Annotated in this window: 11 protein-coding genes; 9 read left to right on the top strand and 2 right to left on the bottom strand. The window is 69.0% G+C overall.

The features are described from left to right. The first annotated feature begins 1 nt into the window (after position 1). The 5 genes from mobF (at position 2) to ACGFIF_RS41955 (ending at position 8,765) form a co-directional block, all read left to right on the top strand. A complete protein-coding gene (gene mobF, locus ACGFIF_RS41975; protein WP_393163084.1) occupies positions 2 to 4,648 on the top strand; it encodes a MobF family relaxase in 4,647 nt (1,548 codons plus the stop codon). A gap of 477 nt (positions 4,649 to 5,125) precedes the next feature. Beyond that, complete coding sequence (locus ACGFIF_RS41970) at positions 5,126 to 6,670, top strand: DNA cytosine methyltransferase (RefSeq protein WP_393163082.1); 1,545 nt, start codon at positions 5,126 to 5,128, stop codon at positions 6,668 to 6,670. A 98-nt stretch (positions 6,671 to 6,768) separates the two neighbouring features. Continuing rightward, on the top strand, positions 6,769 to 7,596 hold the full coding sequence (locus tag ACGFIF_RS41965) for a hypothetical protein (RefSeq protein WP_393163080.1): 828 nt from the start codon (positions 6,769 to 6,771) through the stop codon (positions 7,594 to 7,596). A 27-nt stretch (positions 7,597 to 7,623) separates the two neighbouring features. Next, positions 7,624 to 7,848, top strand: a complete 225-nt coding sequence (locus ACGFIF_RS41960) for a hypothetical protein (protein ID WP_393163078.1) — start codon at positions 7,624 to 7,626, stop codon at positions 7,846 to 7,848. Then, a complete protein-coding gene (locus ACGFIF_RS41955; protein WP_393163076.1) occupies positions 7,845 to 8,765 on the top strand; it encodes a bifunctional DNA primase/polymerase in 921 nt (306 codons plus the stop codon). Before ACGFIF_RS41960 ends, ACGFIF_RS41955 begins: the two co-directional genes overlap by 4 nt. A gap of 96 nt (positions 8,766 to 8,861) precedes the next feature. On the opposite strand, the gene ACGFIF_RS41950 is transcribed toward ACGFIF_RS41955, so the two are convergent. After that, entirely contained in the window at positions 8,862 to 9,755 is an 894-nt protein-coding gene (locus ACGFIF_RS41950) for a M48 family metalloprotease (RefSeq protein WP_393163074.1), read from the bottom strand. A gap of 313 nt (positions 9,756 to 10,068) precedes the next feature. Beyond that, positions 10,069 to 10,500, bottom strand: coding sequence for a hypothetical protein (locus tag ACGFIF_RS41945; protein ID WP_393163072.1), 432 nt, complete (start codon positions 10,498 to 10,500; stop codon positions 10,069 to 10,071). A 271-nt stretch (positions 10,501 to 10,771) separates the two neighbouring features. Here ACGFIF_RS41945 and ACGFIF_RS41940 point away from each other — a divergent pair, with 271 nt between their 5' ends. The 4 genes from ACGFIF_RS41940 to ACGFIF_RS41925 all read left to right on the top strand — a co-directional run bounded on the left by ACGFIF_RS41940 (position 10,772) and on the right by ACGFIF_RS41925 (position 13,483). After that, complete coding sequence (locus ACGFIF_RS41940; RefSeq protein WP_393163070.1) at positions 10,772 to 11,470, top strand: hypothetical protein; 699 nt, start codon at positions 10,772 to 10,774, stop codon at positions 11,468 to 11,470. Positions 11,471 to 11,890: 420 nt separating this feature from the next. After that, on the top strand, positions 11,891 to 12,292 hold the full coding sequence (locus ACGFIF_RS41935) for a hypothetical protein (RefSeq protein ID WP_393163068.1): 402 nt from the start codon (positions 11,891 to 11,893) through the stop codon (positions 12,290 to 12,292). After that, positions 12,289 to 12,585 (top strand): hypothetical protein, encoded by a 297-nt coding sequence (locus ACGFIF_RS41930; protein ID WP_393163066.1) that lies wholly within the window; start codon positions 12,289 to 12,291, stop codon positions 12,583 to 12,585. The genes ACGFIF_RS41935 and ACGFIF_RS41930 overlap by 4 nt, the downstream gene beginning before the upstream one ends. A 106-nt stretch (positions 12,586 to 12,691) precedes the next feature. Beyond that, the gene (locus tag ACGFIF_RS41925) at positions 12,692 to 13,483 is read left to right on the top strand and encodes a hypothetical protein (RefSeq protein WP_393163064.1); all 792 of its coding nucleotides are present in this window, start codon (positions 12,692 to 12,694) and stop codon (positions 13,481 to 13,483) included. The last annotated feature ends 209 nt before the right edge of the window (positions 13,484 to 13,692 follow it).

The raw sequence follows: 13,692 nt of genomic DNA, 5'->3' as shown, positions 1-13,692 counted from the left end.
CGTGCTGAGCGTGCGCAGCGGCCACCGCGCCGACTACCTGACCGGCGCGGTCGCGTCCGGCCGGGAGAACTACTACACCGGCGCGGTCGCGGCCGGCGAGCCGCCCGGGCGCTGGTTCGGCAAGGGCGCCGACGCATTGGGGCTGTCCGGTGAGGTCGACGCGCAGGACATGACCGCGCTGTACGAGCGGTTCATCGACCCGCGCGACGAGGCGTTCCGGGACCCGGCGCGGTGGGACGAGGCCGAGACCCTTGGCCACACCGGTCGCAACTACAAGTCCGAGGAGCGGGTGTACGCCGACGCACTGGCCAAGGAGCCCGGTGCAGACGCAGAGCGGTGCGCCGAACTGCGCGCACTGGCTGGCAAGGCGGTGCGCAAGAACGTCGCGTTCCACGATGCGACGTTCTCGGTGCAGAAGTCGGTGACGGTGCTGCACACCGCGTTCGAGGCCCAGGAGGTGCAGGCCCGCACCGAAGTAGAGCGGTCGCGGGGTGCACTGGCCGAGGCTCAGTGCACCGGTGACGCGGCCGCGGTGCACCAGTGCACGCAGGCGGTGCACCGCGCCGAGACCGAGGCCGCGTCGTGGAGCCAGTACCGCCAAGCCGTCGAGGACGCGATCTGGGCGGGCAACCGGGCGGCGCTGCACTACCTGCAAGACAAGGCTGGTTACACCCGCATCGGTCACTGGGGCGGTGTCGCCGGCCGGTGGGACGACGCCCACGCCTGGACGGTCGCGTCGTTCTTCCAGCACGACTCCCGTGACCACGACCCGCAGCTCCACATCCACAACGCGATCCTGAACCGCGTGCAGGGCACGGACGGCAAGTGGCGAACCGTCGATGGCGAGGCGCTGCACCGCTACCAGCCCGCGGCCGGCGCGGTCGGCGAGCGGGTGATGGAGCACCACCTGTCGAAGGCGCTCGGGGTCCGGTTCGAGATGCGACCGGACGGCAAGGCGCGAGAGGTGGCCGGGATCGACCAGGCCGTGATGGACCTGTTCTCGTCTCGCCGCAAGGCGATCACGAAAAAGACCGCCGTGCTGGTCCGCGAGTTCGAGAACCAGTTCGGCCGCACACCGAACAACCTTGAACTCGCACGGTTGCAGCAGACCGCCACACTCGCTACCCGCAAGGCCAAGTCCCATGACGGCGAGACCATCGAGCAGCGCCTGCAGCGGTGGGACCACCAGCTGCGCGCCGAGGTCCGCGGGGGACTCGGCAAGGTCGCGCAGACCGTCCTCGCGACCACCGGCACGCCGCCGGTCTCGCACACCTTCAACGAGGCCAAGGTGCTCGACATGGCGCTGGCCGAGGTGCAGCGCAAGCAGGCCGAGTGGGAGGCTCCCGACCTGACCCGCGAGATCAGCAACGCGCTCCCGGACGATCTGGGGGATCGGACCCCGGAGCAGATCGTGGAACTGCTCGACCAGCTCACCGAGCAAGGCTGCCGCAAGGCCGTTGTGCTGGCCGCGCAGCGGCCCGGCGAGACGATGCTGCCCGTCGAGCTGCGGCTGGCCGATGGAACGTCGTCCTACCGGGCGCCGGGTGGCACCCGCTACGCCACCGGCGACCACCTGAAGGCTGAGCGGCAGCTCGCCCGCGCCGGCTACGCCCGCGGCGCCGCGCTCGTCCAACCACATTTGGCCGAGGGGTTCTGCCGCGAGCTCGCCACCGCGGGACTCGAGCTCGGCGCCGATCAGGAGGCCGCGGTGCGTGGCATCCTCACCTCCGGCGCGAAGGTCGAGACGCTGATCGGCCCGGCGGGCACGGGCAAGTCCCGTGTCGTCGGCGCCTTGGCGAAGGCCTGGGAAGACCCCGAGCTGTGGTTCGGGCAGCAGCACCGCATGATCGGTCTGGCCGCGTCCCAGGTCGCGACCGAGGTGCTGGCCGCCGACGGTGTCACGGCGCGCAACATCAGCCGGTGGCTGATGACGCAGCAACGAATCGCCGACGGTTCGGCCAGCCGCGAGGAACTGGCCTGGCAGCTGCGCGACGGCGATCTGGTTGTTGTGGACGAGTCCGCGATGGCCGCTACAAGCGATCTGGCTGCCATTAACCGGCTGTGCGACGAGGCCGGTGCCAAGCTGTTGCTGGTCGGTGACCACCGCCAGCTCGCCGCGGTCGGTGCCGCCGGCGGCATGGAGCTGGTTGCCTCCGGCGCCCTGACCCACGAGCTGAGCGAGACCCGCAGGTTCCGGGCCGAGTGGGAAGGCACGGCGTCGCTGCGGCTGCGCGCTGGTGACCAGACTGTGCTGGCCGAGTATCACAAGCAGGGCCGCATCCTCGACGGCGGAACGATCGAGCGTGCCCAGCGCACCGCGGCCGACGCGTGGCTGGCCGATCACCTCAGCGGTCTGCACTCGCTGCTGATCGTGGACACCAACGACCAGGCCGCCCACGTCAGTGCCCAGCTGCGCGCCAAGCTCGTGGAGTACGGGCGTGTCGATGACACTGCCACCGTGCTCCTCGCAGAGCAGGGCACCCACGCCGGCGCCGGTGATCTGATCCAGGCTCGCGACAACGACTGGCGGCTCGCCGACTACAAGGACAACCGGCGGGCGGTGTTCAATCGCGACGAGTTCGAGGTAGTCGAGACCCGGCCCGACGGTGGGCTGATCGTCGCGCCGCTGGAGCGCGGGACCCGGCGCCGCGTCCCGGGCGAGACGGTGGAACTGCCCGCGCGTTACGTGCGCGAGCACGTAGCGCTGGGCTACGCCGCGACCGTGCATTCGTCGCAGGGACTCACCGTGGACACTGTGCACTCGGTGACCACACAGAGCACCTCGCTCTACGCGCTGTATGTGGCGATGAGCCGGGGTCGGGTCGCGAACACGGCGCATGTCGTCACCCAAGCGATCGCGGCGACCGCGGAGGTCGGCGAAACCAAGTCAGCGGCGAAGCGGTCGCCGCTGACCGTGCTCGGTGCCGCGTTCGACCTGGACCGGCCGCAAATCTCGGCGCTGCAAGCCCAGGCCGAGGCTGCCGCCGAGGCAGGTCACCTGCGCACACCGGCCGAACTGCTCACCGACGGCATCGCGGTCGCCACTGCCGGGCGGTGCGCACAGTGGCTCGATGAGCTGACCGAGCAGGGACTGCTGACCGTGCCGCAGCGCGGCAAACTCGCCGCCGAGGACGGCGCCGGCACTCTGGCCACGCTGCTGCGGCGCGCCGAGCTGGCCGGGAATGACCCGCGACAGGTGCTCGCCGACGCGGTGGGCTCGCGGACGCTGACCGGTGTACGCCGCTTGTCCTACGTCCTGCACGACCGGATCACCAAGAGCACCCGGCTCGAACCGGCCGGAGACACCCACGTCGCCTGGCTGCCCCGACTCGAGGACGAGGCCTGGTCGAGCTATCTGCACCAGTTGGCGGCCGAAGCCGACCAGCGCGCCGCGACGGTGGCCGAAGCGTTGGCCGACGCCGCGCCATCATGGGCAGTCCAGGCGTTCGGCCCGGCGCCGGCCGATCCCGCGGGCCGCGCGGAGTGGGTCGAGCGCGCCGCGGTCGTGGTCGCTCACCGCGAGCTCGCGGGAGTGACCGCGGACGACGCCGCGCTCGGGCCGGCGCCGAAGCCGGGCCAGGTTGAGGCCTATGCCGCATGGCGCGCCGCGTGGCGCGCGCTCGGACGGCCCGACACCGACCGGGCCGAGGTGGAGATGTCCAACGGCCAGCTCAGGGTCCGGGTCCGCGCCTACGAGCGCGAGAAGGCGTGGGCGCCACCATCTGTCGCCGAAGAACTCGCCGGAACCCGCCAGCACGCCGACGATCAGCGCCGCACAGCGACCCTTCGCGAGACCGAGGCCGACGCCAGCAGCGACCCGGAGACCGCGCAACGCCTGCGAACCGAAGCCGCCGAGGCCAGGGCTCTCGCACAGGCACTCGACGCCCGCGCGGCCGAGCTGGCAAGCGCCGACCAAGCCCGGGCCGAGTGGTACGCCCACACCGCCGCCACCCGCGAAGCGGCCCGGCGCGCGACCGACGAACTCAAGGAACGCGGCATCGACAACTCCGACGACGGCCACACCACCGAGGAATGGCTGGCCGACCGGCGCGCCGACGACCAGGGCGATGACGACCACCGCGAGGTCACCGACGAGCACGACCTGACAGACGTCGCGCAGCAGCGCGATACCGACACGATCGAAGCCGTGCGCGGGAACGAGTTCCCAGAGGCGGAACTGGTCAACGACCAGCTAGCCAGCAAGGCGGAGGTGGTCGCTGTATCTGCGGAAGTCGTTGCCGACGACAAGACACACGCCGATGGGGTGAGCAGCGACGTTGACGCCGCCGCCCGGGTCGAGTCGGACTTGGACCGTGCTGCGCTGGACAGCCAGGCGCCGGTCGACATTCGCGAGATCGCGGCCGGCGAGGAACGGGTCGCAGAGTCGGACACGCCGCGGGTTCCGAGTGCGGACGAGACGGCTGAGGCGGTACGCCGGGCCCAGCGGGCACTGATCGAGATTCAGCACCGCCGCGACGCCGAGGACCGGCACGAAGCCGCCGAAGCCGAAGCCAGGGCCGAAGAACTCACCCGCTGGCACGCCGACGACATCAGCGCCGAGCGCGGCGGGGCGGCACCTGCACGGTCCGGCGAGCACACCGCCGAGGACAGCGCACCGGTGATGGAACTGGGCAGCTACGACGACTAGCCACGCGTAGTCCAGGCTCTCCCGCCCCTGGCGAGCGGGAGAGCACCCCGGCCTCCGGCCGGGACGAAATCCCCTCTCTGGCTGGGGTCGGTGGGCAGCTACCAGACCGGCCCCCTCCACCCGAACCGGTTCCGAACGTTCTCGCCTGATGGACGGCGGCGCTGCGCTTATTTCCTTGTCCACCAGCCGAGAACTTTCGGAACCGCTTCGCGCGGAGCCTCTAGCCGGTCCGGTAGGCGGCAGTAGCCGGCAGGCCCCAAAGGACGGGGCTGCCGCTACACAAGCCCACCAGCGGGCACACAGACGGACCAGTCGCAAGGAGACCACCGTGAAGAAGCACGCCACCACCGGCCGAGAGACCTGCACATCGCAGTGCAGCATCAAAAACCACGCCCACTGCGGGTCGCGGCAGTGCTGTCCCCACCTCTACACCCAGACCGGCGCGCGCAAGACCCCCGGTCGCGAGGCGGGTGCCCGATGACCGCCACGCTCACCGACCTGTTCTGCGGCGCCGGTGGATCTAGCACCGGCGCGATCCAGGTGCCCGGCGTCACGGTCCGGATGGCCGCAAATCACTGGAAGCTCGCTGTGGCGAGCCACAACGAGAATCACCCGACGACCGACCACGACTGCGCGGACCTGTCCCAGGTCGACCCGGCCCGCTACCCCCGCACCGACATCTTGTGGGCCTCGCCGGAGTGCACCAACCACTCCCAGGCCAAGGGCAAGAAGCGGAACGTGGACGCGATGCCGGACCTGTTCGGCGACACCCTCCCGGACGAGGCGGCCGAGCGGTCGCGGGCGACGATGTGGGACGTGGTGCGGTTCGCCGAGCACCACCGCTACTCCGCCATCGTGGTCGAGAACGTGGTCGACGCCGCGCTGTGGGTGCTCTGGCCGGCCTGGCGCTCCGGGCTGGACGCGCTCGGCTACTGCACCCACGTCGTCTACCTCAACAGCATGCACGCCCAGGCCAGCGGGCTCCCGGCGCCGCAGTCGCGCGACCGGCTCTACGTCGTCGCGCACCTGCGTAAGACGACCTGCCCTGACCTGAACCGTTGGACCCGCCCGCAGGCCTACTGCGACGGCTGCGACCAGGTGGTGCGGGCGATGCAGGCCTGGAAGAAGCCCGAGCGGACCTGGGGCCGCTACCGCGCCCAGTACGTGTGGCGCTGCCCGAACGTTGCCTGCCGCAACCAGGTCGTGGAACCGGGGTGGCTCCCGGCCGCTGCCGCGATCGACTGGAGCCTGACCGGCGAGCGGATCGGGGACCGGACCCGGCCGCTGGCCGACAAGACCATGGCCCGGATCCGCGCCGGTCTGGAGCGCTACGCCCGCCCGGAGCTGCTGATCCCGGTCGAGGGCCGCGACGGCAAGACCGCGGCCCCGCTGGGCGAGCCGATGCGCACCATGACGACCCGCAACGAGACCGGCCTGCTCGTTCCGGCCGGTGGCACCTGGAACGAGACCGCGACCCCGCTCACCGACGTGATGCGGACAAGGACCACGACCGAGTCCGAGGCGCTGGTGGTGCCGCTGCGCAACAACAACACGACCAAGCGGGCTAGCGAGCCGTTCGACACGTTCGCGGCCAACGGCAACCACCACGCCCTGCTCATGCCCTACTACGGCAACGCCACCACCCGGACCACGACCAAGCCGCACGGCACGTTCACCACCCGGGACCGGTACGCACTGATCATGCGGAACAACGGGTCGCGCTACTCCGGCGCGGAGATGTGCACCCCGTCGACCGAGACGCTGCGCACGCTCACCACCGCCGGGCACCAGTCGGTCCTGGAGCCGCAGACGGTCGCGGCCGAGGACTGCCTGTTCCGGATGCTGGAGCCGCACGAAGTCGCCGCCGGGATGGCGTTCACACCCGGATACGTGGTGCTGGGCAACAAGCGCGAGAAGGTCCGCCAGCTCGGCAACGCCGTCACCCCGCCCGCCGCGCGCGACCTGATCGCCGCCGTCGCCGAAGCCCTCGGCCACGACCTCAGCGACCTGAACGCCGCCTGATCACCCCGCTGGTGGGGGCGGCCTCGCCGCCGCCCCCACCAGCATCCAAACAACACCGCAGCCACCACCGCAACAACCCCAGCTAGGAGAACCCCATCATGACCACTCCAACCAACGACACCTCCGCCACCGATGGTCCAGACGACTTCCAGGTGGCCGTCACTGCGGTCACCCGCGCGATCCGCGCGATCAACGCCGACCAGCGCGGCGGTGACGGCGCCGAGTTCGTCACGCACCTGCTCGCCACGGTCGCCGCGAACCTCGGCAGCAGCGAAGCAGTGACCGCCGGCCGCCCCGGATCTTGGGAAGCCGCCGGGGTGGGCGACCTGCTGCGAAGCACCGTCGGATCCGACGACGAGTACCTGCTGACCTTCCGCACCGAGCCGATCGAGATCGTGGTCAACAGCGTCTACGAGCTGGACGACCTCGGCATGTTCGAGACCTACGAGGCCAGCACCGGCCACATCGGCGCGCAGTTGTTCGGTGACCGCTGGAGCCGCGCCCGCGACCGGCTGACCCTGGCGGAGCTGGAGCAGATCGAAGACATCGAGGAACAGCTTGTCGAGCTGGAGAAACACGACCGGACCGAGTACCAGCACCGCTTCGCCGCCGCCGCACAGACACGCTTCGAGCAGCTGCGCGCCGAAGACCCGGGCCGCTACCCCGAGCACCTGACCGTCACGGTCCGGTTCGCCGACGAAGACCCCAGCAACGACGACCTGACCGACGGGTGGGGCGAGGACCTGGCCAGCCGTCTCTACCAGCACGCCCGCGAAAACACACCGCTGCCCGGCAGCGACACCGCACCGGACTGGGCGGCCGGACAACGCCACGCCGACACGCTCCTGGCCGCCGGGCACTGGCCACACCTGCGCATCGCCACCCTCGCCCACTACGGCACACCCACCCGCACCGACGAACACTGACCACCTGCGAGACCAGGAGAACCGCTGATGACGATCAAAGTCCGGCTGTCCGGGGAACCTGACGAGATCGACGCCATGGTCGCCCACCTGAGCGAGGGATTCGAGGTGGCCGGCGGGGACCGCGCCTACCCGAACCGGGGATCGTTCGGGGTCCGCGTCTACCTCGAAGTCCGACCGCTCGGCGACCAGCCGCCCGTACACCGCGTGCGCACCGAGCGCGTGCCCCCGACCCGCAAGGAGGTCGAACCGTGAACACCCCAGCCGACCGCAGGACAAGGAAGGCGCGTCCCGGGGCTCGAGGAGCCGGACCCGACCGGCTCGCCCGGTCGGCGCACTGGCACGCCGCCCGCGGCCTCGCCGTATTTCCCCTCCGGCCAGGCTCCAAGGCCCCAGCGGTCGAGGACTGGCCGCACCAAGCAACGACCGACGCCGAGCAGATCACGCGGTGGTGGCGCGAAGCCCCGTACAACATCGGCGTCGCCACCGGCCCGTCCGTGCTGCTGGTGATCGACCTGGACCAACCCAAGCACGGCCAGACCGTGCCCACGCCCTGGCACTCCCGGGGAATCGCGTGCGGGCGCGACGTACTCGACCGGCTCGCCGCCGACTCAGGCCACGTCCTGCCCCGAACCTGGACCGTCACCACACCCAGCGGCGGACAACACCTGTACTACCGCCAACCCGACGGAACCGTACTCGGCAACACCGCCGGACGACTCGGCTGGAAGATCGACACCCGAGGACACGGCGGCTACATCGTCGGCGCCGGATCAGTCATCCACGGCCAGCGCTACCGCGCCGACGTCATCCGCCGCCCCGCGCCCCTCCCCGACTGGATCACCGACGCACTCACCCCGCCACCAGCGCCAGACCCCACACCGAGGACCACACCCGAACCGAGCAACTCCACCGCCTACACCCTCGCCGCGCTCACCGGCGAACTCGACAAGGTCCTCGCCGCCGAACCCGGCCAGCGCAACGACACCCTCAACCGGGCCGCCTTCGCCCTCGGCCAGCTCGCCGGCGCGCAGCTGCTCGACCCGCAAATCGCGCGAGACGAGCTCGTCTCCGCTGCCGGGCGCATCGGCCTACCCCGTGCCGAAGCCGAACGCACCATCACCTCAGGTCTCACCGCCGGCGAACGCCACCCGCGCCAACGAACAGCCTGACCCCCGCCAGACCCGAAGGGGGCCCCTCAGGAAGCCGGTACGTCGGCTCCTGAGGCCCCCTTCTCTCGCCGCCGGTCACACTGTCACGGAAACCTTCTAGCGGTGGTAGGGCGGCTGATGGCCGCTCTGCGGCGCCGACTTCAGCAGCCGTTCCAAGGCCCGCAGACGTGCCGAATCAAGCGGCTGGGCGCCCTTCAGGCCCGGGCGTGGGGCGTTCTGCCAGGTATGTGCGCGTTGAAACTCCCGGCCGGTGAAGACCTCCGCCAAGCGCACGCCGTACCCGAGATCCACGGCCACCCGATCGGCCAACTTCTCCTGTGTACGGGCGGCCCACGGTACGACGAAGGGCGCGAGAAACGGCGACAGCATGAACACGATGTAGTGCGAGAAGCCGAGGAAGATCCACACACCGAGGACGCCCAGCAGCAGGAAACCGATGATGAGTTTCGCCAGGATCGACAGCACGTGATGCCGAAGACAGAACACGATCGCCTTGCCCATCAGCCGAGCGGGCAGAGTGAGCCAGCACAGCAGCAGAGACAGCGACCTAGGCATCGCCAGGTGATGCGCCAGCTCATGCGCCAACACTGCCTCTAAATTGCGTGGCGGAAGGGAGTACACCGCCCAGCTCGTCACGGCCACGATCGAACCAGGGGTGATCGGGGCAGATGCCTCCGGCCCCTCGTGCACCCACGCCCGGTAGCGGTCAGGGTTCACACCAGCCGCGGTGCAGACAGCCCACCAGGCCGGACCCAGCCGCTGGGACTCCCAGGCCGAAGGCGGCCGGAGTCGATACACCCGCCACGCGAGCAGATCCTCTGCGCGAGGGTGAACGACCACCGCGGCCGCCGACACGCCCCAGACTGCGAGGCCGATCCAATACAGGCCGCGCCAAGGTACTCCGAGGAACTGAACCGAGAGCCAGCTCCACCACAGCCACGGCACAGCAACCGCCAGCTCGACCCACGCCGAGGGCTTCACCTTCCGCACGAACTCCGGCAGCTGCGGGAGCTTCGACGGGACGCTCGCCGCTGGCCGTGGCGGCAGCGGCGCCGGCGGGCGGGGGGACACCTGCCCGGGCGCCGCCACTTGACCCGGCTGCGGGAGGGGTCGGCGATGCCCTGCCGCGCCGAGGCCACGAGGGTCAGGAACCCGCGGCGAGGAGGGATTCGGGCAATTGGCGTCTTGGTTGCTATCGGCCCCGTTCATTCTCCGCAGAGTAGTTGCGGCGACGGGGGTTCGAACAGTCGTTTGCAGGTTGCTGCAGCGCTTGTGACCAGGCGGCAAAGCCACCACTCACAGGTCAGCTCGCCCGGGCTGCCTTGACCTCAATCGGCGGCACGGCCGACCGCCGCCACACCCACGCCAGCGTCGCAAATACACCCTCGACGTAGCCCGGTCGTCCCGGCCATTCCCACCGCCCGACCAGCCGCTCCGCCAACAGCGTCTCTTCCTCGATCAGCTCCTCGATCGCCAAGACGAACTTTCGGCTCAGCGGCGCCCTAGCCAGCTCACCGTGGCGCCCATCGATCGGAGCGTCGTACGTGATCCCAGCGTTCGCGAGCCACCGACACGCAGCCAAGACGCCGGCCAGGTACCAGTCGACCGCATTCTCGGACCGCAACGCGTCGTCGCGCCGCTCGGCCTCAACCCACAGCTCGGCGAACTGTACGACCTTCACACCGCGCAGATGCTCCCGGCGGATCCGGTCGAGGTCACGGCCCATGAGCTTCATACCACAACACGATCGCAGCGACCGCCGACAGTTTCCATCGCTCCGGCGCGCTCCGAGCACAGAACAAACGCCGCAGCGACCGTCGCGCCGGGGTTGGTGGCGGCTGTGATGTCTCAGGACACCGGTGACATTGGATGTGTCAGGATATCGGTGACGGTTTGAGGCGTCTTGGCGTGGGCCACGGGGTGGCCGTTGCCGACGTAGGTCACTTCGGGCGCAGTCGCATCGGCCGCTGGCGCTGGTATCGCTATGTGGTCCAGACTCAGCACTCATGACAGTGCATCAGCCGCCCGAGGAGCCAACAACCGAGCTCATCGACAAGCTGCTTGCAGGGGCTCTGAGCTCGCTCCCCGTAGCTGGCGGGGCGGCAGGGGCCTGGTACGAGTACCTTATGGAGGGCCCGTACAACCGGCGCCTGGCGGAGTGGAGAGCGCGTATCACCGATGTGGTGAACCAGCTCGTGCTGAAGGTTGAACGCCTCCTGGACAACGAGGTGTTCCTCGACGCCTTCATCCAATCCACTCGGATTGCCCAGACGACACATCAGCAGGAGAAGCTCGAAGCGCTGAGGAATGCTCTGGAGAACTCGGTCGCGCCGGATGCACCCGATGTAGACGAGCAAGCTCGGTTCTTCAGGCTCGTTGATCAGTTCTCAGCGCGCCACATTCTTTTGCTCCGCTGGGCCCAAGACCACCCCAGCAGGCGGGGCGGCCCTGTTCACGACGAGCAACGCCCGAACGCGGCCGGCATTTGGGGGTATCCTCTGCCCGTTCTAGACGGCCACGACGATCTGCGCACGCTTCTCATGGATGACCTAGTGAGCACCAAACTTGTCGAGGCTCAAGCAGGCTTCCCACGAGTGATCGATCTCGACGACGAGTACTTCGTCGGCGAGGTAACACCCCTGGGCCGCCGGTTCCTGACATTCATCTCGGGGACCGACGAGCAAGGTTCCCACGATATCGGCTAGTACAGCGAATTCGGTCCTGCTGTGAGGATTCGGTCGGTAAGTCGCCGGGCGGAACGTTAGCTGGCGAGCAGACCTGACACCTCAATCGGCGGAGCGACCCGGCCAAGCCCTTGACCAGGCGAACGTTGCGACCACTCCCGCGACGCACCCCAGTCGCTTAGCCCGTTCCTAGTCGCGAGCGCCGAGCGTCCATCTATCGACGGGCTCGTTCTTCGGCACCGACACAGCCGACCCAGCCAATGGCTCACCGGCACCACCGGCTCACCGGCTCACCGACTCACCGACTCACCGACTCACCGACTCACCGAAGTGTCACCACCGACAACCCCGAAACTGTCACCGAAGTCCTGAGGCAGAACCGTCACCGATGTCCTGCGACATGACAGGGATTGGTGGCGGCGACTAGCAATTCTTTCGATCATGTGTTCGAATCTGGGGATGGAGCGGTTCACGGCGCAGCGAACGAACGACGGCTTCGTGGTGATCGACCTGGCCAATGCAGCGTGTACGCCGGACGACCTCGAGCAGGGCCTAGCGGAGAGCCTGGCTGCTGATCTGAACGCTCGGGTTGCGGCTGGTCACCAGATCGATGCCGTGCGATCGGTCCTGCCCCAGCAGTGTCGTGCTGCTCTGTGGCGGTCGGCGGGCACGATCGACGTCTGGCTCTTCGACAAGATGTCTGACCAGTGGCTGGCCCGGGTCACCGACGCAAGCGGCCGGGTCGAGTGGTGCCCTGGCGGCGAGCTGCGGCCCGTCCCGGGCGGTGAGCACGCGCAGGAAGCCGGGGTGCCGTGGGGCGCTGAGCGGGCGGCGGGCCGATGACGGGCGTGCCAGCGGTCGCCGAGGTGAGACTGAAGGGCGGGCCTGGCAGTGGCCAGGGGTTCTCGATGGCCGACTGGCAGACGCAGATCCTCGCCGCACTTAGGATGGGCCGCCGAACCGCCGAGGGACCTGGCTGGGCGCTGGGCTACCGTCCGACCGGCAACGGCCCTGAGTGGGAGTGGGCGGACGGCGACCTGTGTCAGTCTCCAGACCGGGTCGACCCCGATCTGCTCCAGCCGTACGGCGCGCACCCCAACGCCGCGAAGGCTGGGGAGCTGGCTGAGGCCAGCTAGCTGAATGTCCTGAAGTTGGGCACCGGGTGCCACAGGCAAGCAACCCAGCCCCACAGGAGTGCGTGATGGCGCAGGTGATCGTGCACGACAGAGGGTTGCTTGCCTCGTGAACTACTCGCGTGTCATTCTTGCCGCGGCGGAGAATGCCCACCGCCAGGAAAGCGGGGCGATGAGCGAGCAGGCCGGCGAGGACCCGAAGGCGGCAAGGCGTCCGAAGCAGCAGCTTGATCGTGACAATCTGCCCGAAGAGTTCACGCCCGAGTTCCTTGAGAACCTGCCTCCCCGCGATCTCGTTTGGCTGGAGAGCACGGCTGACTTGACGCCGCGGCAGCGCGAGACCTTCTTGGCGTGGAGTAGCGACCGGTTCGGAGGTATTGCCGGGGCGTTCAAGCATAGGACCATGCGCCTCCTCGGTGGTCCAAAGCCGTGGTGGGTCATCACCCCTGAGGCGTCGGCGGATCCACTGGGCGAGGACATCCGCGAGTCCCTGGACGACCTTCGAGAGTCAGTCACGCAGCACAGCCTCCAGATCCACGACGCCGTTCACATGACCGATTCCGTGACTGTCGAGCTCAACGGCAAGGACGTCACGATCCCGGTCGACCTGGGCGAGGAGCAGCTGCGTGCCCTGACAGGGATCCAGGAGACGTCCATGCGGATGACCGAGATGTTGGAGAAGCTCGTTGAGCGAACTGACGAACAGCGTCAGGAGCTGGCAAGGCAGCGTGAGACGGCTGAGCGACAGAAGTTGATCACGTGGCTGCTCGCCGCGATCGCTGGTGCCTCAGCGGTGGGCACCTTCTTCACGGTTCAGGGCACAACGCGGATTGTGGCTGCGATCGCAGGTGCCATCTTTATCGGCCTCTTCCTGTACACCATGATGAGCAACGCAGACTGACGCCGTGCCCCCGACGTGTACTGGCGATGCAGGGCCAGAACCGCAGCAGATCGAACGCGTAGCCGCGCAGCATCGACGGACTGCAATCCGAGGCCGCCAGCTTACGGAGATTCCCGGTCCCACCACATGCTCGAGCTCGGGGATTCCGCCGACGGCCGATCCCCCACGACCAGCGGCAGATGCACAACACTGCGGATCCCCGCGGTGTA

Source organism: Kribbella sp. NPDC049174 (assembly GCF_043197365.1).
In the GTDB taxonomy this organism is placed as follows: domain Bacteria; phylum Actinomycetota; class Actinomycetes; order Propionibacteriales; family Kribbellaceae; genus Kribbella.
Note: the sequence above shows the minus strand (reverse complement) of the source record. Positions and strands in the feature narration are given on the sequence as shown.